Origin of the sequence: Actinomadura opuntiae, from assembly GCF_030283205.1 — a bacterium.
GTDB lineage: Bacteria > Actinomycetota > Actinomycetes > Streptosporangiales > Streptosporangiaceae > Spirillospora.
Genome location: NZ_JASNWF010000007.1, coordinates 286,999 through 311,541, shown reverse-complemented (window position 1 = coordinate 311,541; position 24,543 = coordinate 286,999). Strand labels below are relative to the sequence as shown.

The window sequence follows — 24,543 nt, the reverse complement described above, 5'->3', positions numbered from 1 at the left end:
AGTGGAAGCGTATGGCATCCCGGTGTGAATCGGACCGCCGGACCTTCCGGGTTCGGCGGCCCGTCTCAGCCGGTGGCGAAACGCACGGCGGACACGGCGATGACGGCGGCGGCCACGACGGCGTAGGCGGAGGTCGCGAGCGCGACGGTCCGGACGCGGCGGGCCTCGCCGAGGCGCGTGAAGGTGAGCAGCCAGGCCAGCGCCGGCAGCACCAGGACGGCGTGCATCGTCACGAAGTGGGCGGGCTTGAGCGCGACGGCGACCTGGTAGGCGGCCTGCTGGTGGCCGCTCTGCGCCTCGGCCACTCCCCTGGCGATCATCGCGGCGCCGGACGCCAGCGCGAGCATGAGCGCGGCGAACCCGGCGCGCAGCGCGAGCCGCATGCTCGGCGCGGTGCCGGGGTTCGCGCGGAACGCGGCGACGGTCAGCGTGACGAGCGTGATCACCAGGATCGCGCCGCCCGCCGCGAGCATGCGCGTGACGAGCGTGTCGAAGGAGGTCTCCATGTTGAAGTGGGACGGGACCTTCCGCCACGCCTGCACGGTGATCAGCGCGACCTCGGCGACGCAGTCGGCCGCGAACACCCCGAGCAGGATTCGCCGGGCGCGCTCGCCGAGCGCGACGAACGAGCCCGCCCAGGCGATGGTGATCAGCGTCAGCCCGAACGACAGGCCGAACGTGACGGGCTTGCGCCAGGACACGGGTCCCGTCCAGGGGCCGCCGTCCACGGCGAACACCAGCAGGTGGAACAGCCCGCCGAGCATCAGCAGCGCGCCGACGGCGTAGCAGGCGCGCTCGATGGGGCGCCCGGCCGTCCAGAAGCCCGGGACCGCGCGCGGCGTCCGCCAGGGGAAGCCCGCCGCGGACCGCACCGGCCGTTCCGTCCATGTCCCCTCCAGAAATGAGTGAGTACTCACCCAGTATGCGCGACGGCGCCCGGAAGCACAAACGCCCGCGGTGCGCCGTGCTCGCGAGGGCGAGCGCGGCGCACCGCGGGCGAGGCGGGGTCCGGTCAGGCCGTGACGGCCTCCACCGCGGGGGTGCGGAGGGTGCGGCGGGCGGAGCCGAGCGCCGTGACCCCGGTCAGGAGCGCCGCGAGGGCGACGACCCCGACGTAGATCCAGACGCTGCCGTCCGGGACGGCCGAGCCCCGGCGGGCCACACCGAAGGGGACGATCGTGAAGACCGAGGCGACCGTCCCGCACACCACGCCGATGAGCGTCAGCGCCGCCGACTCCAGCGCCACCGTGCCGAGCACCTGCCCCGGGGTCGCGCCCGCCAGCCGGGCCTGGCCGAACTCGCGGCGCCGGTGCGCGGTCGCCGCGACCAGCGTGTTCACCAGCATGATCGCGGCGAACAGCACCACCATCCCGATGACCACCAGGTTCAGCGTCTCGACGCCCTTCTGGTCGGCGGTCTTGGCCAGGCCCGAGTCGTCCATCGCGGCGTTCTCGGTGGCCTGCAGGAACAGCGTCCCGACCGCGATGCCGGTGAACAGCACGACCGGGGTCACCGCGGACGCCATCGCGCCCGTCCGGCGCCGCAGGTTGGTCACCGCGAGGTCGCCGGCGACGCCGAAGGCCCGCAGCGGCCGGGCCAGCAGCGCCGTCGCCCGCCGGACGATCACCGGGGCGAGCAGTGCCAGCCCGATCGCGGCGAGGATGTCGGCCTGGCCGGACGTCGCCATCACGTCGCTGCCCTTGCCGCGCATCATCGTCATCGTCACGACGGCCTCGTTCACCGCCAGGAACAGGAACAGCCCGGCGAACACGGCGCGCTTCCTGCTCAGCCGCCCGGTGTCGGTGGCGGCCGCCATCAGCGACTCGGTGACCCGGACGCGGGCGGCGCGGCGCGCGGTGATCAGCGCGGCGATCGTGGCGGAGGCGAAGGTGACGCCGGCGCCGGTGCCGAGCGCGACCGCCCCGAAGGAGTAGGACACCTCGCCCGGCACCTGGCCGGTGCCGTGCAGCAGCGCGAGCAGGCCGCGCCCGGCCAGCGCGCCGGGGACAACGGCGAGCAGCGCCGCCGCCACCGCCAGGCCCGCCGCCTCGCCGACGATCATCCGGGTGAGCTGCGCCGGGGTCGCGCCGACGCTCTTCAGCAGCGCCGTCTCCGCCGCCCGCTGCCGCACCGCCAGGGTCAGCGTGGAGGTGACCGCGAAGACCACCAGCAGCAGCCCCCAGCCGCCGACCACCGCCGCCATCGTGGTGAGGGTGGACCGGGTCTGCCCGGTCGCCCCGCTCGCCTCCGCCGTGTCGAACATCGAGGCGAACGCCATGATGATCGCCGAGCCGAGGAACATGGACAGGAAACTCGCCGTGAACGCGCCCGCGCGCTTGCGCAGGGACCGCAGTGCCAGTCCGAACATGTCACACCCCCGCCTTCGCGCGGCCCGGGGCCCGCTGCAGCTCGACCTCGTCGGCCAGGTGCGTCATCCGCTCGGCGACCGTCTCGGCGGTCGGCGCGAGCTGGTGGCCGACGATCCGCCCGTCCGCCAGGTACAGCACCGCGTCGGCGTGCGCGGCGGCGACCGGGTCGTGGGTCACCATCACCACCGTCCGCCCGTACACCCGGACGGCCTCCTGCAGCAGCCCGAGGACCTCGCGGGCGCTGCGGGTGTCGAGCGCGCCGGTCGGCTCGTCCCCGAACAGGATCCGCGGCTCGGTCACCAGCGCCCGCGCGATCGCGACCCGCTGCTGCTGCCCGCCCGACAGCTCGGCCGGCAGGTGCCCGAGCCGGTCGCCGAGCCCGACCCGCCCGAGGATCTCGCGCGCCCTGGCCCGGTCGACGCGGCGGCCCGCGAGCTTCAGCGGCAGCGTCACGTTCTGCATGACGGTCAGGGTCGGCATCAGGTTGAACTGCTGGAACACGAACCCGATCCGCTCCCGCCGGAACTTCGTCAGCGCCGCCTCGCCGTCGCCGGACAGCTCGGCGCCGTCCACCACGACCCGGCCGGCGCTCGGCCGGTCCAGCCCCGCCGCGCACTGCAGCAGCGTGCTCTTGCCCGACCCGGACGGGCCCATCACCGCGGTGAACGACCCGGACGGCAGCGACAGCGACACCCCGTCCAGCGCCACCACGCGGTTGCCCTCCGAGCCGTAGACCTTCCGCACGTCCTCCAGCCGAAGCGCCTCACCCGGGGACGGGGCCGTCCCCCCTTGGTGCGCCTTGCGTCCGAACATCGCCTTCACCTCTCCGCCCGGCACCCCCTCGTGGAGCGCCTTCGAAGACGAAACTACGGACGGCGAAGGCCCCGGAGGATGGGCCCAGCACGCCGATCAAGGTAGGCAAAACCCCACCCCCGACCGGCGCCGCCTCCGCCGCAGCGCGGCGTGCCCGGCGGCTGCGGCCTTCCGCGGCGATCATGCTTCCGACGCGTTGATCTGCGCCAACGGGGCGGTATAGCGGGATCTGAGGTCGGGCCTGGCGCGTCCGGCGGCGTGCCGCAGCGCGGGGACGGCTGCCGGACCAAAGCGGACGAGCCCGTCCTCGGCGGCCCGCCGGACGTGCGTGCTCGGATGCAGGAGCAGGCCGACCAGCCCGGGGATCGCGGGCTCCCACGCCGCGTGGCTCAGCGTCCGGATCGCCGAACGGACGACCTCGGGCTCGGGATCGTCCAGCAGCCGGACGGTCTGGTCCAGGTACGCGGCGCGGCTCAGCACCCGACGCGACACCCGGTGCGCGTGCAGCCGGACCTTCGTCTCGCGGTGGCCGATCAGTTCGGCGAGCAGCTCATCCAGGCCGTCCTCGCGGCGCTCGGCGAGGCGCGCGAGCGCGCGGCGCACCTCCTTCGCGCCACCGCCCCTCGCCTGCCGGAACAGCAGCGCCGGCGACGGCTCCCGCGTCGGGACCGGTTCGTGGCGGCGCATCGCCGCCAGCGTGGTCGCGTCCTCGCCGGCGGCGCCGGGGGGCCGGAGCGGGCCGTCCACCAGGTTGAGCCGGTCCGCGAGGTCGTCGCGTCCTTCGTCGCGGAGCCGCCGAACGGCCCGGTCGAGTGGCGGCGTGCGGGTCACCTTCCGTCCCGCGATGAGTTCGAGGAGACCCCATGCGCCGTCTGCGAGCCGCTCGGCGATCGCTGCGGCGATGGTGTCGGCGGACGCCTGCCACAGGACGTCGCGGGCCTTTGCGTCTCCCTGTTCCCAGCGCGCCAGCAGTGCCGGGACGAACCGGTCGAGATCCGCTCCATAGAGGTGGGCCGCCAGGCGGACGAAGCGCTCACCGTCCGGAATGTCGGGCTCGTCCCGCAGGACGTGCGCCAGCTCCCGGGAGGCGGGCACGCCGGCCTTTCCGTCGAGGAACGCCCGGAGGACGGCGCGGCCGCCCTCGGGCCCGGGCCAGTCGAGCAGCGCGCGGGCCGCCCGCGTCCGCTGATCCGGTGGTCCGTCGTCCAGCATCGCCGTCAGGCGCCGCCATTGCGCCTCGGACGGCGGCTGGTCGAGATCGTCAGGCCGGGGCGTCCTGGCGCCGGGCTCTTCGCGGGTCTCCCCGAGCGTCCAGGGCGGGGCGCCGAGCGGCTGGAGCGCCTCCATCCAGTCGAGCAGCAGCGGTCGCGCGTCATCGGGAGCGTCCGGGAAGGCGTCGATCAGCGCGTCGAGGAGGGTCCGGGCGGGTTCGTCCGCGCTGTCGCGGAGCCGTCGCAGCTCTTCGGGATCGCGGGCCGCCCGCTTGATCGCGTCGCGTACGGCCTCCGTCCCGTCCAGTGCGTCCTGCCCGAACGCGGTGTGCAGGACGGCTTTCTCCTCCGCCGCCGGGTCGTCGCGGCGCCGCGCCGCCGCGAGCGCCCGCTCCAGGTCGTCTCGCATCACCACCGCGCCGCACAGCTTCAGCAGGGTGATCGACTTCGTGCTCGGCGGCAGCGCCCGCACCCGCTGGACGACCCGGTACCTCTCCCCCGCCCCGAGCCGCGACGCCACCTCCGTCACCAACTCCAGAAGCTCGGGTCGCCCGCCGGCGACCAGGGCTTCGACGAGGAGCGTGGCGGAGCGCGCGAAGATCTCCAGTTCCGTCGCCGTCCTCGGCGGGGTGCAGATCTCAACGGCGAGGTGGAGCGCACGCGGGTCCGACGAGGCGAGGTCGAGCCACCGCGGCAGCAGCGGGCGCAAGTCGGTGGAAAACACCTTGATGTTCGTCCGGGCGTCGAGGACGCGGCGGGCGAGCCCGGCGTCCCAGCCATGCTCCACGAGGCCGCGGACGTCAGCGGCGGCCTGCCCCTCCTGCGCAGCGCCGGGGGCGAGGGCGGCGCGGAGGAGGGTGCGGGTGCGGTCGTCGGTGGCCGCGTCCGCCGCCGCGTGGACGACGGCGGCGGACGCGTCGCCGAGGACGGCGCGCAGCGCGTCCGTGAGGTGTTCGCGCAGGCCGGGGTTGTCGTGGCGGCCGAGCCAGAACAGCGTCTTCGGGACGGCCGCCGGGCCTCCCGCCACCGCGAGCGCCTCGGCCGCGGTCTTCTTGACGCTCATGTCGGGATGGTCGAGGCAACCGGCGATCGCGGCGGCGGCCCAGGTCGCGCGGGCCTCGGCCAAGGCGCGGAGCGCCTGCCGGACGGTCGGCGCGTCGTCCGACGACGTGAGCGGGATCAGGGTCGCCGACAGCACCCGGGCGCCCGCGGCGTCGGTGGTGAAGAGCGCGATGGCGTGGCCGCGGACGTGCCCGTCGCGGTGCCGGAGCAGCGGATGGACGCGCGCCCTGGTCCGCCGGTACGGGGCGCCGCGAAGGACGCCGAGCAGGATCGCCTGTTCGGCGGGCAGGAGGCCGGGCCGGTCGAGCAGGTCGAGGACCGTGCTCGCGAGCAGGGCGTTCCCGGCGGCGGACGGGTCGTCGGCGTCCAGCAGGCAGCGCGGCCGGATCGCGCCGCGCCGGAAGAGCCGTTCGCCGAGGCCGCGGACGGCGGTCACGACGTCGTCCGGCACGGCGGGCTCGGGGCCGGGGTCGCCCGGCGTCCACGACGCGGCCAGGCCGGACACGACGCGCAGCAGCAGGTCGGCGACGGCGGGCAGGGTGGTGGCGTCGCCGTTGCGGGCGAGCCGGCGCAGCGCCCCGGCGGGGTCGTCGGGATCGGGGGCGGCGCGGAGCACGGCGAGTTCGCGGGGGTCGGGCCCGCCGAGGTCGTCGGCGATGCGGCGCGGCAGATCGCGGGGATCGAGCCGGTCCAGCAGGGCGCTGCGCCGATCGGGATCGCGGTTCAGGTGCCACAGCAGTTCCAGGGCGCGGTGCCGGAACGGGGACAGGTGCGGGGCGACGTCGCCTCCGTCGAGGCCGAGCCCGGTCCAGAGGGCGTCGGCCGTCCGGGGGCCGCCGACGGCTTCGAGGGCGTCGAGCGCCTCGCGGGACGCGGCGGGCAGCAGCGCGAGGACGGTCTCCTCCGCCGCCGGGTCCCGCAGTTCGCGCAGCGCCCGCAGGAACGGGCGGGGGTCGGAGGCGTCCCGGGCCAGCCGCGCGACGGCGTCCGCCACGCCGAGGCCCGGCGTGCCCTGCGCGTCGAGCGCGACGAGGAGTTCGAGCCGGCGGCGCCGGTGTCCGGCGTCCGCCGCGGTGAGTTCGCGCAGCGCGTCGTGGCGGACGGGGAACAGGATCGCGGCGACGTCGTCGTCGGGGACGCGCCGGTCGGCGAGAGCGAGGCCGATGATCGCGGGGACGTGGCGTCCGGCGGGGAAGTGGCCGCGCCGGTGCAGGCCCTGCAGGCAGGTGACGGCGGGCCCGGCGAGCAGCGGCGGGTCCTGGACGGCGGTCGCGAGCAGGTCGTCGATGTCGTCGCGACCCGCGAGGTCGCCGAGCAGTTCGAGCGCCCTGCGCCGCCGCATCGGGGCCTGGGCGGGGTCGGCGGCCGTGTCGCGCAGCAGGTCCCGGTGCCCGTGCCGGGCCGCGACCTCGATCGCGGCGTCCGCCGGTCCGGTGCCGAGGTAGCGGCGGACCCGCTCGTGCGGCAGCGGGTCGAGCGCCGCCCAGGGTTCGGCCAGCTCGCGCAGCGCGTCCGGGACGTCACCGGCGAGCCCCGCCAGGACCTCGCGGACGGTGCGGGGCGGCAGCAGGGCCGCGTGCAGGGCGTCCCGGGCGATCCGGACGGCCTCGGCGCGCAGGACGGCGTCGGGCCGCGCGGCGAGGTCCCGGACGAGCGCCTCGGGGTCGTCCGCGTCGGCCGCGCGAATCGCGCGCACCGCCTGGTAAAGCGGCTCGCCCGCCGGTTCGTCGCGGACGTTCGCGCGTCCCGCGGCGAGCTCGGCGCTCAGCCAAGCGGTCTGGACCGCGACGGGCAGTCCGGCGGACCGCCAGTCCGGCCAGGACCGGGCGAGGCCCCGCAAGTGCAGGCGCGCCAGGGCCAGCGCGGCCTCGGGCGGCCCGTCCAGCGCGGTCGGCGCGGGCGGTGCGGCGCCGGGGCCCGCCGCGATCCCGGCGTCGGCGAGGCCGGCGAGGCGGACGGATTCCGGCACGGTGGTCATGCCGGCGATCCTAGGAGGCCACCGGGGAGGCCGCCGATCCGCCAGGATGGAGCCCATGGAACCGGTACCCGAGGACTGGGGCACGGCGCTGGCGATCGTCGCGCACCCCGACGACCTGGAGTACGGCGGCTCGACGGCGGTCGCGAAGTGGACGTCGCAGGGCAAGACCGTGACGGAGGTGCTGGCGACCCGCGGTGAGGCGGGCATCGACGGCATGGACCCGGACGAGGTGCGCCGCGTCCGCACGCTGGAGCAGATCGAGGCGGCCCGCCGGGTCGGCGTCGGGAACGTCGAGTTCCTCGATCTGGAGGACGGCGTGCTGGAGTACGGGCTGCCACTGCGGCGCGTCCTCGCGGCGGCGATCCGGCGGCACCGGCCCGAGGTGGTGCTGTCGGTGAACTTCCGCGAGACCTTTCCCGGCGGCGGGTTCAACATGGCCGACCACCGGGTGCTCGGCCTCGCGGTCGCGGACGCGATCCGGGACGCGGCGAACCGCTGGGTGTTCCGCGACCTCGGCCTGGAGCCGTGGCAGGGCGTGCGGTTCGCGCTGTTCGGCGGGTCGCCGCAGGCCGCGCACTACGTGGACGTGACCGGCCATCTGCAGGACGGCGTCGACTCGCTGCTGGCGCACGAGGTGTACTTCGGCAACCTCGGCGCGGAGTTCGACGCGGCCGCGTTCCTCACCGGCATCGTCGAGCCGACCGGGCGCGCGGTCGGCGTCCGGCACGCCATGCCCTTCGAGATGATCGAGACCTGACCGGTGATGATCGAAACCTGACCAGTGGTGATCGAAACCTGACCGGGGCGGCGGGCCGGCGCTCAGTGCCGGGCGTTGGGGCGCTTGCCCTTGTTGTGCTTGCCGCGCTTGCGGGCGCGGCGCTTCCGCGTTCTCTTCGACATGTCCCGATTGACCACCCGATGGGCGCCGGACGCAAGCGAACCGGCGCCCGTCGGAACGCGGAAACCCGCCGGGCGTGCGCCCGAAATGCGGCGCACGGCCCGGCGGGTGCCCTCGCCCGAGGGGCAGCGGGTCAGCGGACCTCGGTGATCTCGGGGCCGCGCTCGAACGGGTTGAAGTTCTGCTCGCCGCCCTCGCCCTGCTCCTCGCCGTTCTCCCCGGCCTCGCTGAACTCCTTGGGGATCTGCAGCTCCAGCAGATCGCGGGGCGGCATCGGCGCGTCGCCGCGGACGACGACGACGCCGCGCAGCACGTCCTCCAGGACCTGCCACTGCTCCTCGTCCTCGATCGCGGCGCCCTGCACCACGGCCTGCAGGAACCAGCGGGGGCCGTCCACGCCGAGGAACCGGATGATCTGCGGCGCCCAGCCCTGGTCGACGAACTCCTGCGGGATCTGCTCGCGGACCTCCTGCGGCATCTCCGCGAGGACCTCCTCGGTCAGCGCGGCGGGGATCATCGCCAGCAGTTCGGGGCCGAACGGGCCCTCGCCCTCCTGGGTCTGCCCCTGCGCCTCCTCCTGGATGTCCTTGGCGGTCTCGCGCCGCACGTCGTCCCAGATGCCGCTGCGCTTGGGCGCGGCGAACACCTGGAGCTGCATGGCGCTCTCCTCGTACTGCACCAGCACCGCGACGGGCCGGCCGTCGAGGGGGTTGCCCTCCTCATCGACCTGGGTGGCCTCGAAGTTCACCTGGAATCCGAGCCCGGGCGCGATGGGCACGCGCATGGAGCCGAAGTCCAGGCGCTGCATCTCGGGGAAGGAGTCCTCGGAGTCCCACGGCCCGCCCTCGGACTTGCCCGCCGCGGCGGGAGCCTCCTCGGCGGCCTCGTCGACGGCCTCCGCCGACTCCTCGCTCACCTCGGGCCCCTTCTCGGGCTCCTCGGCCTGCCGGCGACGTCCAAAAGCCACGACTCACGCTCCTTCTCGACTGTGCTCATTATCGACGAACCCGCCCGTGGAGCCGAATCCGCCGGTTCCGCGTGCCGATCCGGGAAGTTCGGCGACCTCGTGGAACACAGCCTGCTCCACCCGCTGCACGACCATCTGCGCGATGCGGTCGCCGCGCCGCAACCGCACCGCGGTGCGGGGGTCGGTGTTCAGCAGGGTCACCTTGATCTCACCCCGATAGCCGGCGTCGACCGTACCGGGTGCGTTGACTATGGTCACCCCCAACCTAGCGCCCAAACCGGACCGGGGGTGAATGAAAGCGGCGTAGCCGTCGGGCAGCGCGATCGCCATGCCCGTGGGCACCACGGCGCGCTCCCCCGGAGCCAGCTCGACGTCCTCGGCGGCGACCAGGTCGGCGCCCGCGTCGCCCGCGTGCGCGTACTGCGGCAGGGGCAGCTCCGGATCGAGCCGCTTGATCAGTACGTCGACCTTGCCCAACGGTCCCACCTCGCCTTCGGGAGCATTCCGGCGGTCCCGCCGAGAAGCCACCCGACAATACCGGGACGGCCGCGCCGGGCCGTCCCTGAAACGCCGCCGCCCCCGGCTTCTTCGCCGCCGCCCGCGCCGGACAATGCGGACAGGTGGGAGACTGGAGGCGTTCGTGTCCCCAGAAAGGGCGTTCCGTGTTCTGGTCGCTGGTGATCGCCGCGCTGTTGCGGGTGCTCGCCGTGGCCGAATGGTCGGTGACGGCGCCGGGGCCGCCGGCGTTGCTGACGCTGGCCACCTTCACCGTGGCGGGGCTCCTGGTGCTGACGGCGCTGCGCGTCCACGCGGCGCGCCGCGGGCATCGGGCGACGCCGGCGCAGGTGCGGACGACCCTGCGGGAGCGGACGTTGCGGACGGCCTTCCTGCCGCAGCGCGATCCGGACGCGGCGGGACGGCCCCGTCCGAGAGCACCGGGAGCGGAGATCGCGGCCGCCTGAGCGCGACCGGCACGCCATCGATCTCCTCTCATCCGGAAGGCTCTGATGTTCCTGTTCGATGCTCCCGTTCCGTACGCGTACGCCCTCGTCACGGGCGTGGCCGATGCCCTTCACCCCGTCGCCGGGCCGATGGCCGCGGCCCTCGCCATCGTCGTGTTCACGCTGCTGGTGCGGCTGGCGATGCTGCCGCTCGCCGTCTCGGCCGCCAAGGGCGAGCGGGCACGGGCGCGCCTGCTGCCCAAGATCCAGGATTTGCAGAAGCGGCACGGGAAGGACCGCCGGCGGCTCCAGCGCGAGACGGCCGCGCTCTACGAGGCCGAGGGGGCGACGCCGCTGACGGGGTGCCTGCCCATGTTCGCCCAGGTGCCGTTCTTCATGGTGATGTACCGGCTGTTCCGTTCGGCGACGGTGGCGGGGCACCGGAACGCGCTGCTCGCGCACACGTTCCTCGGGGCGCCGCTGGGGCAGAACTGGATCGGCCTGGCCGGCGGCGGGCTGTTCGCGCCGCCGTCGCTGGTGTTCTTCGGGCTGCTCGCGCTGCTGGCGGCGCTGGCGGTGTGGTCGTCGCGGCGGCGGCGCGGACGGCTCCGGCGGGCGCGGGCGCGGCGGGCGTCCTGGCGCGGGTGGCGCCGTTCGGGACGGTGGTGTTCGCGGTGTTCATGCCGCTGGCCGCCGGGCTGTACCTGCTGGCGTCCGGCACCTGGACGGCCGTCGAGCGGGCCGTGCTGCACCGGCGGATCGTCGCGCCGGCGGCCTGAAATCGCCCGGTCCGCCTTGACGGCGGCCCGGCAACGTCGCTTCGATGGAAACCGAACCACATTCTGGAGCCAGCGCCGAAGGCGGGTGAGCGGGCGTGACGACCGCGGCACGGGACACGATCGACGGCAACCTGTCCACGCTGGAGTTCTGGGCGGAGCCGCCGGAGCGGCGGCTGGCGGCCTTCGCCCGGCTGCGCGAGCGGGACCATCCGGCGTTCTTCCAGGAGCTGAAGCTGCCGTTCGTCAAGGCGGGCCCCGGCTTCTACGCCCTCACCCGGCACGCCGACGTGGTCGAGGCCAGCCGGTCGCCGCAGATCTTCAGCAGCGAGCCGTGCTCCAACAGCATCGCCGACCTGCCGCGCTTCCTGGCCCGCTACTTCGGCTCGATGATCAACATGGACGACCCGCGGCACGCCAAGATCCGCCGGATCGTGTCGCGGGCGTTCACCCCGCGCATCCTGGAGAAGATGGAGGCCGACCTCCAGAAGACCGCGACCCGGATCGTCGACGACCTGGTCGCCAAGGGCTCGGCCGACTTCGTCACCGACGTCGCGGCGCGCCTGCCGCTCCAGGTCATCTGCGACATGATGGGCATCCCCGAGCACGTCCGCCCGATGGTGTACGACCGGACGAACCTCATCCTGGGCCTCGGCGACCCCGAGTACTCCGGCGGCAAGGACTTCACCCGCGACGGCATCACCCGGATGGGCGCGCTGTACGGGCTGCTCAAGGTGCTGGCGGCCGGGTACGAGCTGAACCACCTGGCGATGAAGCTGGCCCGGCTGCGCCGCAGGCGGCCCGGCGACGACCTGGTGTCGGCCCTGGTCTCGGCGAACGTGGACGGCGAGTCGCTGACCGACCAGGAGATCGGCTCGTTCTTCATCCTGCTGGTCGTGGCCGGCAACGAGACGACCCGCAACGCCATGTCGCACGGGCTGAAGCTGCTCACCGACAACCCCGAGCAGCGCGCCCTGCTGCTGGAGGACTTCGACCGGCACATCCCCGGCGCGATCGAGGAGATCCTCCGGATGTCGACGCCGGTCATCCAGTTCCGCCGGACGCTGACCCGCGACCACGTGATGAACGGCCACGAGTACAAGGCGGGCGACAAGGTCCTGCTCTTCTACAACTCCGCCAACCGGGACGGGACGGTCTTCGAGAACCCCGACGCGTTCGACATCACCCGCTCGCCCAACCCGCACGTCGGGTTCGGCGGGCCCGGTCCGCACTTCTGCCTCGGCGCGAACCTGGCCCGGCGCGAGATCACGGTGATGTACCGGGAGCTGTTCACCCGGGTGCCGCAGATCCGCGCGGCCGGCGAGCCGGACCGGCTGTTCTCCAGCTTCATCAACGGGATCAAGCACCTGCCCTGCACGTTCTGACGCCCGTACGGGATGGAAGGGTGCGGCGGGCCCGGCCGGCGTGGCGCGGATTTACGGCGTCCGGGCCCGCCGCGGCTCACGTCCCCGGCCGTCCCGCGTGGCCGGCGGCGCGTGCCGCCGGGGAGGCCGCCAGGTAGTCGAGGGCGCGCTCGGTGGAGCATTCGGCGGACGGGTGGTAGTCGCGGCGCAGGTAGGCGCGCGCGGCGGCGACCATGAACCGGTTGCTGGGGAACAGCCCGCGCCGCACCGCGCGCCGGTAGTCGCGGATCCGCGGCCGGACGCCCTTCAGCGCCGGGTCGGCGCGGCACAGGTACGCGGCGCCGACGTACACCATCATTGGCATCGCCAGCACGCCGATGAAGAACGCGATGAACCGCAGCCAGTACCGTCCGGCGACGTGCTCGTAGACGTCGAACGCCACCGAGCGGTGCTCGACCTCCTCGGCGCCGTGCCAGCGCAGCAGGTCCATCATCGTGGGGTCGGCGCCGGCGTCGTCCAGCGCGCGGGCGTCCAGGATCCACTGGCCGAGCGCGGCCGTGTAGTGCTCGATCGCGGCGATGATCCCGATCCGGAAGACCAGCCACCGGCGGCGCGGGACCAGCGGCACCGGGCAGCGGTCGCCGAGGATCCGCTTGAACATCCACTCGATCCGGTCGGTCAGCGGGCGCGGGTCGAGGCCCTGCGCGAGCATCTGCCGGTCGAGGACGCCCTGGTGGGAGTAGGCGTGCACGGCCTCCTGCCCCATGAAGCCCTTGACCTCGCGGTACAGGCGCTCGTCGTCCTCCACCAGGGGCAGCGTCTGCTTGTAGACGTGCACGAACCACCGCTCGCCGGCGGGCAGCAGCAGGTGCAGCACGTTGATGAAGTGGGTGGCGACCGGTTCGCCGGGGATCCAGTGCAGCGGCGTGTCCGTCCAGTCGAACTTCACCCGGCGCGGGGTGATGGCGGGGTGTCGCTCGTCGATCTCGCTCATGCCGTCACTCCCCCGCCGCCACGATCTCGCCCTGGACGGGCACCTGCGCACGCCGCAGCCCGTTCGTCTCGGCGCCGCCCTCGATGTGCCGGGCGAACTCGGCGATCCACGCGGCGACCGTCGCGGGGTCCTTGCGGACGGCGCCCCAGTGGCCGGCCGGGATCTCCCGCCGCCAGAGCCGGTCGACGTAGCGGCCGACGTCCTTGGACTGGTGCGGCGAGACGAACGCGTCCCGCGTCGGCGCGATGACCTGTACCGGAACCCGCGTCGTCGCCATCGAGCCGGGGCGCAGGAAGCGGACTGCGTTGGCGCGGTAGAGCTTCATCCCGTCCAGCGCGTCCTTCTGGAAGGTGTCGGCGTGCCAGCCCTCGATGCCCTCCATCCGCTCGATCGCGATCGGGAACAGGCGCGCCCCGCCCAGCCGCCAGACCAGTTGCGGGACGCCCGGGACCGCGCCGAACACCAGGTACCAGGAGCGGGCGAACTGCCCGGCCAGCTCCAGGACGTGCCGGGGCGTCGGGCGGCGCAGCCGGTCGCGCACCCACTGCCCGAAGTGCTCGATGCACGGTCCGGAGATCGAGGTGAACGAGGCGACGCGCCCTTCGACGAGGTCACCGGTGACCGCGCCCCAGCCCTGCACCGAGCCCCAGTCGTGGCCGGCCAGGTGGACGGGGCGGCCGGGCGACACCGCGTCGACCACCGCGCGCAGGTCGGCGGCGAGGTTCTCCATGGCGTAGGCCCTGGTGCGGCGCGGGCGGGACGAGCCGCCGGCGCCGCGCACGTCGTAGCTCACGACGTGGAAGTCCTCGGCGAGCAGGTCGGCGATCGGCTCCCACACCGCCGCGGTGTCGGGGTAGCCGTGCACCAGCACGACCGTGGGAGCCGTCCGCGGCCCCCGTTCGCGGACGGCGAGCTTCACCCCGCCCGCCTTCACGCGCCTCTGCTTCACGTCCACGGCCTTCACGGCGGCCGCGCCGCGCGGCATCACGTCCATCCCCACCACCCAATTAGACTCGGGATCTAATATGATGAGGGAGTTGAACCGAAGTCAAGAGGGGGGCGCGATGACCGCCGGAACCCGCCCGGACGGCCCGGACACCGTCCCCGCCCGCGCCGCGCGGGAGGGCGGCGCGCGCCGGCGGGCGATCCTGGACGCCGCGTCCCGGCTGTTCGCCGACCGCCCGTACGACGCGCTGTCCATCGACGACATCGCGGCCGAGGCCGGGGTCGCCAAGGGCCTGATCTACTACTACTTCGGCAGCAAGCGCGGGCTGTTCCTGGCCGTGATCGGGGCGGCCGCGCAGGCGCTGAACGCGCTGGCCGAGGAGTTCGGCGGGCACTCCCCCGCCGACCGGCTGGTCCGCACCCTCGACGGCTTCCTGTGGTGGGCCGGCGCGCACCGCTCCGCCTTCCAGACGATCACCAGCGGCGGCGTCGGCGTGGACGCCGAGGTGCTGGAGCTGCACCGCGCCTCGCGCAAGCGGCTGCTGGCCGCGATGTCCACCGGCCTCATCGGCTCCCCCACGCCGCGGCCCGCGCTGCGGGTGGCGCTGGAGGGCTGGCTGTCGTTCGTCGAGGGTGCGACCGCGTCCTGGCTGGAGGGCGGCGACCTGAGCCGCGAGGACGTCCGCGACCTCGCCGTCCGCGTGCTCGGCGGGGTGCTGAAGGCCGCCGGGCACACCGACCCCGGCTGCGACCGTCCCGGCTGACCCGCCGGGACGGCCGCGGGACTCAGCCGGCGGGCGCCAGCGTCACGTCCACCGTCAGCCCGGCGGGCGCGCTCTCCAGCGTCAGCTCGGCGATCCGGCCGGCGGCGGCCAGATCCGGCCGCGCGATCCGCCCGGCCTCCGCGCCGCGCACCACGGCCCGCGCCACGTCCGCGCGCATCGACGCCTTCGCCTCCGACTTGGCCTTGCGGACCTGCCGCAGCGCCTCGCCCGTCGCGGCGAGCACCGCAGGGTCGCCGCCCGCGGGCAGCTCGGCCGGCAGCGGCCAGGACGCGGCGTGCACCGAGCCCTTCCGCCACCACGACCAGACCTCCTCGGTCACGAACGGCAGCACCGGCGCGAACAGCCGCAGCAGCACCGACAGCGCCGCCCGCAGCGCCGCGCGCGCCGACTGCGCCTGCGGCCCGTCCCCGTACGCGCGGGCCTTGACCAGCTCCAGGTAGTCGTCGCAGAACTCCCAGAAGAACCGCTCCGTGCGCTCCAGCGCCCGCGTGTAGTCGTAGCCCTCGAACGCCTGCGTGGCGTCCTCGACGACCGTGGACAGCGACGCCAGCATCGCCCGGTCCAGCGGCTCGGTCACCGCCGCGTCCGCCTCGACCTCGCCCAGCCCCAGCACGAACTTCGACGCGTTGAGGATCTTGATGGCGAGCCGCCGGCCGACCTTGATCTGCCCGGTGTCGAACGCGGTGTCGGTGCCCGGACGGCCGCTCGCCGCCCAGTACCGCACGGCGTCCGAGCCGTACTCGCGCAGCAGGTCGATCGGGGTGACCACGTTGCCCTTGGACTTCGACATCTTCTTGCGGTCCGGGTCGAGGATCCAGCCCGACAGCGCGGTGTCGGTCCACGGCAGCGACCCGTGCTCCAGATGCGACCGGACGACCGTGGAGAACAGCCACGTCCGGATGATGTCGTGCGCCTGCGGCCGCAGGTCGTAGGGGAACACCCGCGCGAACAGGTCGGCGTCGCGCTCCCAGCCGCCCGCGATCTGCGGGGTCAGCGACGACGTGGCCCAGGTGTCCATGACGTCCGGGTCGCCGATGAACCCGTCCGGCTTGCCGCGCTGGTCCTCGGTGTAGCCGGGCGGGACGTCCGAGGACGGGTCGACGGGCAGCGCGTCCTCCGCCGGGACGATCGGCTCGTCGTAGCGCGGCTCGCCGGAGCCGTCCAGCGGATACCAGACGGGGATCGGCACGCCGAAGAACCGCTGCCGGGAGATCAGCCAGTCGCCGTTCAGCCCCTCGACCCAGTTCTCGTAGCGGGCCTTCATGTAGGGCGGGTGCCAGCGCAGCTCGGCGCCGCGGCCGAGCAGCTCGGCGCGGGTCGCGGCGTCGCGGCCGCCGTTGCGGATGTACCACTGCCGGGTCGTGACGATCTCGAGCGGCTTGCTGCCCTTCTCGTAGAACTTCACCGGCCGGCTGATCCTGCGGGGCTCGCCGTCGAGGTCGCCGGACTCGCGCAGCAGCTCGACGACGCGCTCCTTGGCGGAGAACACCGTCTTGCCGGCCAGCTCCGCGTACGGCCCCGCCGGGACGCCGGCGGGCGGCTCGGCGGCCAGCCGGCCGTCCCAGCCGATGACCGCGCGGGTCGGCAGGTCCAGCTCGCGCCACCAGGTGACGTCCGTGACGTCGCCGAACGTGCAGATCATCGCGATGCCCGACCCCTTGTCGGGCTCGGCGAGCCGGTGCGCGAGCACCGGCACCTCGACGCCGAACAGCGGCGTCCGGACCGTCGTGCCGAACAGCTCCCGGTACCGCTCGTCGTCGGGGTGCGCGACCAGCGCGACGCACGCGGGCAGCAGTTCGGGACGCGTCGTCTCGATGTAGACGGGCCGGTCGTCGCCGTGGAACCGGATCCGGTAGAACGCGCCCGGCTGCTCGCGGTCCTCCAGCTCGGCCTGCGCGACGGCCGTGCGGAACGTCACGTCCCACAGCGTCGGCGCCTCCGACACGTACGCCTCGCCGCGCGCGAGGTTGCGCAGGAACGCGCGCTGCGACGCCGTCCGGGACACGTCGCCGATCGTGGTGTAGAGGTGGCTCCAGTCGACCGACAGGCCGACGGTCCGCCACATCTCCTCGAACGCCTTCTCGTCGACCTCGGTGAGCCGCTCGCACAGCTCGATGAAGTTGCGCCGCGACACCGGGACCTGCCGCTTCGGGTCCGGCTTGGCCGGCGGCTCGAAGCCGGGGTCGTAGGGCAGCGACGGCTCGCACCGCACCCCGAAGTGGTTCTGCACCCGACGCTCGGTGGGCAGGCCGTTATCGTCCCAGCCCATCGGGTAGAAGACCGCGCGACCGCGCATGCGGTGGAAACGGGCGACGGTGTCGGTGTGGGTGTAGGAGAAGACGTGGCCGACGTGGAGGGACCCGCTCACGGTGGGCGGCGGGGTGTCGATCGAGTAGACCTCGCGGCGCGGCCGGGTGCGGTCGAAGCGGTAGACGCCCGCGTCCTCCCAGGCGCGTACCCACTTGCCCTCCAGGCCGTCCAGGGAGGGCTTGGCGGGAACGCTCGGGAGACGCGGCTGCTCTGTCATGGACCAATCGTATTGACCTCGCGCCCGCCCGCACGCCGACAGCCCGCGCCGACGCGGCGGCCTTACCCGCCCGGAGCGGGGCGTTCCGGTAGCGTCGGGGACGACAGGACGACTGGAGGACGATGATGGCGGACAAAGGCGACATCGGCTATCGGGTGATGGCCGGCGCCGCGGCCTTCGCGAGCGGCTTCGTCACGAAGAAGGCGATCACGCTCGTGTGGAAGAAGACCACCGGCAAGGAGCCGCCGACCAACCCCGAGTCACCGGACGTGGCGCTGGCGGAGGCGATCGGCTGGGCCGTGGTGGTGGGCGTCGGCGTGGAGGTCGCGCGGCTGGTGGCCACCCGGGTCGCGGTCCACCAGTGGGCCAAGGGCACCGGCGAGCTGCCGTCCCACCTGAAGGTGGACGTCTGAGCTCGGCGGCCTGAGCACGCGGCCCGATCGAGGGCCCGAACGCGTCGTGGCCGGTCCCGGACGTCCGGGACCGGCCACGACGCTTTTCCGGCTGCGGGATGGAGTGGTCGCAGCGGGCGAGGCCCGTCCGGGGGCGAGCGCGCTCGCCCCCGGACCGTGATCGCGGTGGTTCAGTCGGAGGTGCCTCCCGGCAGTGGCGGTGGGGAGTCGGCGGTGCCGCGCAGGTCCTGGCGGACCTTGGCCGCCAGCGACCGGGTCGCGGCCCGGTTCAGCGCGGCGCCCGCGGCGGCGCCGGTCAGCAGCGGCCCCATCGTCGTCATGTGGCGGCCGAACGTGCGCATCATCCGCTTGCGCAGCGTCGCCTTGGCCGCCGAGCCGAGCGCGCTGGTGAACGTGCCGCCCTCCAGCGGGTTGATGCCGCGCTGGCGGGCCCACGCGGTGACGAACGCCGCGCCGCGCGCGGTGCCGGAGCCCTGGACGCTGACCCCGTACACCTCGTGCAGCTCCGCGATCATCTTCACCTCGAGCGCCGCGACCACGAGGGTCTCGGCGGCGATCTGCGCGGGGGCGGTGAGCAGCAGCGGCGGAGCGGCGAACTCCACCGCGGCCAGCGCGCCGCCGGCCGCGCCGACGGCGGTGGTGGCGTTGCCCGCCACCCGGATCACGTTGTCGGCGAGGTCCTCGCCGGTCAGCCCGTGATGGTGGCGGCTCAGCGTCTCCAGATCGCGGATCGGGATGTGCGGGGCCGCCTCGAGCAGCAGCTCGGCCAGCCAGCGGCCGCTCGCGATCCCCGCGGCGCCGGCCCGGCGGGCTCCCTGGCCGAGCAGCCGGGTCAGCCGGCCGAGCAGCCGCCTACGGGTCTCACGGTCCATCTCGTCGTCACCCGCGAGCCGGCCGATCAGCTCGCCGAGCTCCGTGGAGCCGCCGCCGGGCGCCGGCTCCACGTCGTCACGACGTCGTTCGAGATCTCCCGCCATGCAGCCATACCTCTCCGCGGGGGACGGACCCTCGGGCCCCGGCAGGGGCGGCCCGATCGTCCCCCTCCACTTCGCCGGCGCTCCGGTCCGGGCGCCGTCCGGGCGTCAGGCGGCGCACTCGCGGCAGACCGGCTGGCCGTTCTTCTCGGTGGCCAGCTGGCTGCGGTGGTGCACCAGGAAGCAGCGCGTGCAGGTGAACTCGTCGGCCTGCCGGGGGACCACCCGGAAGGTCAGTTCCTCGTTGGACAGGTCGGCGCCGGGCAGCTCGGCGACCTCACCGGCGTCCAGGTCCTCGTCGATGATGCTGGCGGCCTTGTCGGCACGCCGTGCCTGGAGCTCCTGGAGGCTGTCCTCGCTCAGGTCGTCGTCTGTCTTGCGTGGGCTGTCGTAGTCGGTCGCCATCTTCTGTCTCCATCCCCCTCAGTGCTTTATGCGCCCCGTCGCGCGGAACTAACGCTCGGGGGACCGTTCTTGTGCCCGATCCGGGCGGGAAATTCTGTCACGTTTGGTGAGCTGTGACACACGAGGCGCGACCGTTCCCACGGGTGACACCGATCACCCGTCTCCCACCCCCGCGATGTGTCGTCCCTCACACGCCCGCCCGGCGCTCCGGCATGCTCCCGAAGGGCCGGTGCGCCCGCCGGGGTTGCCGCGGCGGCGGGGATCATATCGGTCCCGGGAGCGTTGCGCGCGCCGACCGGGCCGCGGCGCGCGGGACGGCCCGAACCGGCTGGTGGGCCGCTGAACCAGAAGCTTCGGTGAAACGTCTGAACTAACGCGATATCGTGCCCGCCTGAGGTCGGGGGGACGGGCCCGCGCGGGTCCGCCGGCGCGAGCCGGGCCCCGCGGGGGAACCGCGGCCTCGCCACGGGCCCGGGCGCATCATGTCGCGGGACATCACTGCGGGTCACTGGAGGATCAGATGCCGGATGCCGCTCCGCTGGAGCCGGGCGATCCCAGGGCACTGGGTCAGTTCGAGGTCGTCGGCCGGCTCGGCGCCGGAGGGCAGGGCGCGGTCTTCCTCGGCCGGGCGCCGGGCGGCGAGTACGTCGCCATCAAGCTGCTGCACGCGCAGATGGCCAACGACCCGGCCGCCCGCGCCCGGTTCACCCGCGAGGTGAGCGCGGCGCAGAAGGTCGAGCCCTTCTGCACGGCGCGGGTGCTGGAGGCCGACGTGCACGGCGACCAGCCGTACGTCGTCAGCGAGTTCATCGACGGCCCGTCGCTGCACGACGTGGTCGCGCACAACGGCCCGCTCGGCGCCGCCGAGCTGGAGCGGCTGGCGATCGGCACCGTGACGGCCCTCGCGGCCATCCACGAGGCCGGGATCGTGCACCGCGACTTCAAGCCCAACAACGTGATGCTGGCCTCCGACGGCCCGCGCGTGGTCGACTTCGGCATCGCCCGGACGGTCAACTCGCAGGAGAGCGCCGTCACCGCGACCGGCATGGTGGTCGGCACGCCCGGCTACCTGGCGCCCGAGCAGCTGACCGGCGCGCCGCTGACGCCCGCGGTCGACATCTTCGCCTGGGGCGCCACGATGGTGTTCGCGGCCACCGGGCAGTCGCCGTTCGAGGCCGACACGCTGCCGGTCATCATCAACCGCATCCTCAACGAGGACCCGGACCTGTCGGCGCTGCCGCCGGGGCCGGTGCGCGACCTGGTCGCCCGCTGCCTGTCCAAGGACGCGGGGCTGCGGCCGCCGGCGCCGCAGCTGCTGCTGAACCTGCTCGGCGCCGTCGGCGCCGCGCCGGCCAACCCGGGCGCCGACCAGGAGGACCTGCTCAACCAGGGCACCCGGATCGCCGCGCAGATGCCGGCGCCGCCGCGGGTGCCGCCCGCGCCCCGTCCGCAGCCGCCGCAGCAGTCGATCACCCCGCCGCCGATGCCGCTGCACCAGGGCGGCATGCAGGGCGGGATGCAAGGTGGGATGCAGGGCGGCATGCAGGGCATGCAGGGCGGGATGCAGGGCGGCATGGGCGGGCCGGCGACGCCGCCGCCGCAGCCGATCACGCCGCCGCCCATGCCGATGTACCAGGGCGGCATGCAGCCCCCGCCGCCGAACATGCCGATCGGGCAGCGGCCCCCCATGCAGCAGCCCCCGATGCAGCCGCCCCCGCCGATGTACGGGCCGCCGTCCGGCAAGTCGAGCTCGCCGGGCCCGGCGATCGCGATCGGCTGCGGCGTGCTGGCGCTGATCGTGATCATCGGGATCGTGGTGTTCGTCGTCATCGCGGCCAACAGCGACGACCCCGACCCGACCCCGACGACGACCTCGATCTACACGCCGCCGTCCGAGGGCGGCACGCCGACCTCCACGGCCAGGGGCGGGCTGGTCGGCGTCTGGGAGGGCAACGGCTACCAGCCGAACGCCCCGGCCGGCCACAACTCCTTCACGGCGGAGTTCGCGCTGGTGTACACGCACGGCACCGCCAAGTACGACTACAACGGCGCCCAGCCCACGTGCTACACCAACCTCGCGCTGCTGTCGGGCGACGAGAACAGCAGCATGGTGGAGTACCAGGAGACGCCCATGTCGGGGCAGCAGAGGGAGAACTGCGCGCCGGGGTACGTGCGCTTCATCAGCCCGGGCGGCACCACCATGCGGTGGGAGTGGCGCGAGAACCGCAGCGACCCGACCGCCGCGGCGTACGGGACCGTGCACAGCTGACCACCGGGCCGACCCGACCGCCCCCTCCCCCCGAAGGATCCCGATGGCCGACATCCGCCCGCTCCGGCCGGGCGATCCGGACCGGCTCGGCGCCTACCGGCTGACGGGCCTGCTCGGGGAGGGCGGGCAGGGCGCGGTCTACCTCGCCGAGGACGAGCCGGGCCACCGGGTCGCGGTGAAGCTGCTGCACGCGCGCTTCAGCGCCGACCCGAAGGCCCGGTCGCGGTTCGCCGCCGAGGTGGCGGTGGCGCAGCGGGTCGAGGCGTTCTGCACGGCCCGCATCCTGGACTCCGACGTCGAGGGCGACCGGCCCTACATCGTCAGCGAGTACATCGACGGCCCGCCGCTGTCGGCGGCGCTGGCGCAGGGCGGTCCGCGGCGCGGCGCGGACCTGGACCGGCTGGCGATCGGCACGATGACCGCGCTGGCCGCCATCCACCAGGCCGGGGTCGTGCACCGCGACTTCAAGCCGGCGAACGTGCTGCTCGCCGAGGACGGCCCGCGGGTGATCGACTTCGGCATCGCGCGGGCGCTGGACGCGACGGGCACGCTGTCCAGCACGGCCGTCGGGACCCCCGCCTACATGGCGCCCGAGCAGATCTCCGGGGCGCCGGTCGGGCCCGCCGCCGACGTGTTCGCCTGGGGCGCGACGATGGCGTACGCCGCGACGGGGCGTCCCGCGTTCGGGCAGGACTCCATCCCCGCGGTGATGCACCGCATCCTCAACATGGCGCCGGACCTCGGCATGATGCCCGAGCCGCTGCGCGGCGTCGTGGCGCACTGCCTGAGCAAGGACCCGGCGCTGCGGCCCGCCTCGCAGCAGGTGCTGGCGACGCTGCTGACGCTGGCGGGCAGCCCGCCGAAGCCCGGCGGCGCGGCCGCCGACGAGGCCGACGAGATGCTCAGCCGCGGCGCCGAGACGGCCGCGGCCGACTCGGCTCGGTTGCAGGGGGCGCTGTCGCCGCTGAGCGTCCGGCAGCCGCTGATGCCGCAGCAGTTCGACTCGCGTCCGCAGTTCGCACCGCCCCCGCCCCCTCAGGTGCCCCCGCCGCAGGGCGTTGCGGTGCCGGGCCCGCAGGCCGCCCACGGCGGGCCGTGGGCCGGGCCGTCCGCCTACGCCGCGCCGTCGACCTGGCCGTCCGGGCCTCCGGCCCCGCCCGGGGTCGACGTCACGAAGCCGCCCCGCACCGGCTCGCGCAAGCGGATCGGCATCCTCGCCGGCGCGGGCGGCGCCGCGTTCGTCGCGCTCGCGGTCGCCGCCACCCTGATCGTCGTCATGAACCGGGACGACGATCCCGGGCCGAAGCCGCCGGCGGGGCGGACCGGCGGGACGCTGCGGGCGGCCGCCGCGAGCCTCGGCTCCACGAACGGGGAGATCGACCCGTCGCACTCCTACGGCGGCACCGAGCGGTTCCTCGACAAGCTGCTGTTCACCGGCCTCACCGAGACCGGGCCGGACGGCACCGCCCGCAACCGGCTGGCCACCGAGATCAAGTCCGACGGGACGTGCTCGAAGTGGACGATCGGCATCAGGGAGGGGACGACCTTCAGCGACGGCTCGCCGGTGGACGCGGCGGCGTTCGAGCGCGGCTGGACGCGGGCGGCGCGGACCCCGACCGGCGCCGGGCCGGTCCTGATGTCCGACATCGTCGGGTATCCCGACGCCTCGACCGGCCAGGCGGGCACGCTGTCGGGGGTGCACCCGTCGGGCAGCGTGATCGACGTGGATCTCACCTCGCCGAACTGCGACTTCCCGAAGCGGCTCGGCGACCCGGCGTTCGCGCCGCTGCCGAAGTCCGCCGGTGCGTCGGACAACGCGTCCTACAACCAGAACCCGGTCGGCAACGGGCCGTTCAAGCTGCAGACCTCCGACAAGGGCAAGAGCTACACGCTGGTCCGCAACGACCGGTGGGCGTTCGGCAGGACGAAGCTCGACACCGTCCAGGTCAGCGTGCTGACCGACACGGTGCAGGGGCGCGTGACGTTCGCCGCGGGCGGCACCGACTGGGCGCCGCTGTCCAGTGGCACCGCGGCCGCGACCCCGTCGGCGGGCACCCCGTCCGGCGGGACGACGCTCACGAGGACGCTGCCCTTCACCCGGATGCTCGTCCCGGTGACGGCGCGCGGCCCGATGAAGTCGAAGGAGGCCAGGCTCGCGGTGTCGTACGCGCTGGACCGCAAGGCGCTGGCCGCGCTGTACGGCACCGGGTACGCGCCCGCGCACGGGATCGTCCCGCCGTCGCTGCCCGGCTTCGGCAAGGCGGGCGTCTGCGCGTCGTGCGACGCGTCCGACCCGGAGAAGGCGAAGCAGTTCGCCGTGCAGGCCGGGCTGGGGTCGGGCACCAAGGTTCAGCTGTACCTGCAGCAGTCGAGCACCAGCACGACGGCGGCGCAGGCCGTCCAGGCGCGGTTGCAGCAGGTGCTCGGCTGGACCGTGGAGCTGAAGACGACACCGGTGTCGGACTGGAGCAAGTTCCGGCAGACGGTGACCGCCGGCGACGCGTCCGGGCTGGCCCTGTTCGCGTGGGGTCCGGACTACCCGTCGCCGTACACGATGCTGTGGTCGCTGCTGGGCGGCACGCTGGTCGGCAAGAGCGACGCCTACAACCTGGCCGGCTGGAAGAACTCGACGTTCGACGGGCTGATCTCCAGTGCGGTGCGCACCCCGTCCGACGGCCAGCGCACGAAGCTCTACCAGCAGGCCGAGAGGACCGCGCTGGACGACATGGCCCTGATCCCGCTCGTCCACACCGGGACGGGCGCGCTGGCGAGCAACCGGTTCGTGAACCTGCGGATGGACTACGACGGCGACCCGACGGTGGCGGCCGCCGCGGTGAAGTAGCGGCCGGGGT

General features: G+C 74.2%; 19 protein-coding genes and 1 pseudogene. 9 read left to right on the top strand and 11 right to left on the bottom strand.

Features of this window, described 5'->3' with window-relative positions:
• Nucleotides 1-65: 65 nt before the first annotated feature.
• From QP089_RS17505 to QP089_RS17490, 4 genes are all read right to left on the bottom strand, one after another.
• Nucleotides 66-872 carry a hypothetical protein gene (locus QP089_RS17505; protein ID WP_285912684.1) on the bottom strand — a complete coding sequence of 269 codons (807 nt, stop codon included), beginning with the start codon at nucleotides 870-872 and terminating at the stop codon, nucleotides 66-68.
• Nucleotides 873-1,012: 140 nt separating this feature from the next.
• Nucleotides 1,013-2,368: an FtsX-like permease family protein gene (locus QP089_RS17500; protein WP_285912683.1), complete on the bottom strand. Its 1,356-nt coding sequence runs from the start codon at nucleotides 2,366-2,368 to the stop codon at nucleotides 1,013-1,015.
• Nucleotide 2,369: 1 nt separating this feature from the next.
• The gene (locus QP089_RS17495; RefSeq protein WP_285912682.1) at nucleotides 2,370-3,182 is read right to left on the bottom strand and encodes an ABC transporter ATP-binding protein; all 813 of its coding nucleotides are present in this window, start codon (nucleotides 3,180-3,182) and stop codon (nucleotides 2,370-2,372) included.
• A gap of 180 nt (nucleotides 3,183-3,362) precedes the next feature.
• Nucleotides 3,363-7,433, bottom strand: a complete 4,071-nt coding sequence (locus tag QP089_RS17490; protein ID WP_285912681.1) for a HEAT repeat domain-containing protein — start codon at nucleotides 7,431-7,433, stop codon at nucleotides 3,363-3,365.
• 55 nt (nucleotides 7,434-7,488) lie between these two features.
• Between QP089_RS17490 and QP089_RS17485 the strand changes: the two genes are divergently transcribed.
• Nucleotides 7,489-8,190 carry a PIG-L deacetylase family protein gene (locus tag QP089_RS17485; RefSeq protein WP_285912680.1) on the top strand — a complete coding sequence of 234 codons (702 nt, stop codon included), beginning with the start codon at nucleotides 7,489-7,491 and terminating at the stop codon, nucleotides 8,188-8,190.
• A 274-nt stretch (nucleotides 8,191-8,464) separates the two neighbouring features.
• Here the strand turns inward: QP089_RS17485 and QP089_RS17480 are convergent, their stop codons facing one another.
• Both QP089_RS17480 and dut read right to left on the bottom strand, forming a co-directional pair.
• Entirely contained in the window at nucleotides 8,465-9,298 is an 834-nt protein-coding gene (locus tag QP089_RS17480; protein WP_285912679.1) for a DUF3710 domain-containing protein, read from the bottom strand.
• Between the two features lie 3 nt (nucleotides 9,299-9,301).
• Complete coding sequence (gene dut, locus QP089_RS17475) at nucleotides 9,302-9,775, bottom strand: dUTP diphosphatase (protein ID WP_285912678.1); 474 nt, start codon at nucleotides 9,773-9,775, stop codon at nucleotides 9,302-9,304.
• Between the two features lie 185 nt (nucleotides 9,776-9,960).
• Between dut and QP089_RS17470 the strand changes: the two genes are divergently transcribed.
• From QP089_RS17470 to QP089_RS17455, 4 genes and pseudogenes are all read left to right on the top strand, one after another.
• Entirely contained in the window at nucleotides 9,961-10,260 is a 300-nt protein-coding gene (locus QP089_RS17470) for a DUF6412 domain-containing protein (RefSeq protein ID WP_285912677.1), read from the top strand.
• A gap of 45 nt (nucleotides 10,261-10,305) precedes the next feature.
• Nucleotides 10,306-10,761, top strand: a pseudogene (locus QP089_RS17465) (YidC/Oxa1 family membrane protein insertase); the annotation flags it as partial.
• A gap of 56 nt (nucleotides 10,762-10,817) precedes the next feature.
• On the top strand, nucleotides 10,818-11,018 hold the full coding sequence (locus QP089_RS17460) for a hypothetical protein (RefSeq protein WP_285912676.1): 201 nt from the start codon (nucleotides 10,818-10,820) through the stop codon (nucleotides 11,016-11,018).
• Between the two features lie 95 nt (nucleotides 11,019-11,113).
• Nucleotides 11,114-12,400 (top strand): cytochrome P450, encoded by a 1,287-nt coding sequence (locus QP089_RS17455; protein ID WP_285912675.1) that lies wholly within the window; start codon nucleotides 11,114-11,116, stop codon nucleotides 12,398-12,400.
• A 76-nt stretch (nucleotides 12,401-12,476) separates the two neighbouring features.
• Here QP089_RS17455 and QP089_RS17450 read toward each other — a convergent pair whose 3' ends face one another.
• Nucleotides 12,477-13,373: a metal-dependent hydrolase gene (locus QP089_RS17450; RefSeq protein WP_285912674.1), complete on the bottom strand. Its 897-nt coding sequence runs from the start codon at nucleotides 13,371-13,373 to the stop codon at nucleotides 12,477-12,479.
• A gap of 4 nt (nucleotides 13,374-13,377) precedes the next feature.
• Entirely contained in the window at nucleotides 13,378-14,367 is a 990-nt protein-coding gene (locus QP089_RS17445; protein ID WP_285912817.1) for an alpha/beta fold hydrolase, read from the bottom strand.
• Nucleotides 14,368-14,437: 70 nt separating this feature from the next.
• Between QP089_RS17445 and QP089_RS17440 the strand changes: the two genes are divergently transcribed.
• Nucleotides 14,438-15,082 carry a TetR/AcrR family transcriptional regulator gene (locus QP089_RS17440; RefSeq protein ID WP_285912673.1) on the top strand — a complete coding sequence of 215 codons (645 nt, stop codon included), beginning with the start codon at nucleotides 14,438-14,440 and terminating at the stop codon, nucleotides 15,080-15,082.
• Between the two features lie 22 nt (nucleotides 15,083-15,104).
• On the opposite strand, the gene valS is transcribed toward QP089_RS17440, so the two are convergent.
• Entirely contained in the window at nucleotides 15,105-17,630 is a 2,526-nt protein-coding gene (gene valS, locus QP089_RS17435; protein WP_285912672.1) for a valine--tRNA ligase, read from the bottom strand.
• Between the two features lie 125 nt (nucleotides 17,631-17,755).
• Between valS and QP089_RS17430 the strand changes: the two genes are divergently transcribed.
• Complete coding sequence (locus QP089_RS17430) at nucleotides 17,756-18,043, top strand: DUF4235 domain-containing protein (RefSeq protein WP_285912816.1); 288 nt, start codon at nucleotides 17,756-17,758, stop codon at nucleotides 18,041-18,043.
• A gap of 170 nt (nucleotides 18,044-18,213) precedes the next feature.
• Here QP089_RS17430 and QP089_RS17425 read toward each other — a convergent pair whose 3' ends face one another.
• Nucleotides 18,214-19,020: a hypothetical protein gene (locus tag QP089_RS17425; protein ID WP_285912671.1), complete on the bottom strand. Its 807-nt coding sequence runs from the start codon at nucleotides 19,018-19,020 to the stop codon at nucleotides 18,214-18,216.
• Nucleotides 19,021-19,125: 105 nt separating this feature from the next.
• Complete coding sequence (locus QP089_RS17420; RefSeq protein WP_117404125.1) at nucleotides 19,126-19,422, bottom strand: DUF4193 domain-containing protein; 297 nt, start codon at nucleotides 19,420-19,422, stop codon at nucleotides 19,126-19,128.
• A 520-nt stretch (nucleotides 19,423-19,942) separates the two neighbouring features.
• On the opposite strand from QP089_RS17420, the gene QP089_RS17415 reads away from it, so the two are divergent.
• The gene (locus QP089_RS17415; RefSeq protein WP_285912670.1) at nucleotides 19,943-21,691 is read left to right on the top strand and encodes a serine/threonine-protein kinase; all 1,749 of its coding nucleotides are present in this window, start codon (nucleotides 19,943-19,945) and stop codon (nucleotides 21,689-21,691) included.
• Nucleotides 21,692-21,734: 43 nt separating this feature from the next.
• A complete protein-coding gene (locus QP089_RS17410; protein ID WP_285912669.1) occupies nucleotides 21,735-24,533 on the top strand; it encodes an ABC transporter substrate-binding protein in 2,799 nt (932 codons plus the stop codon).
• Nucleotides 24,534-24,543 lie beyond the last annotated feature (10 nt).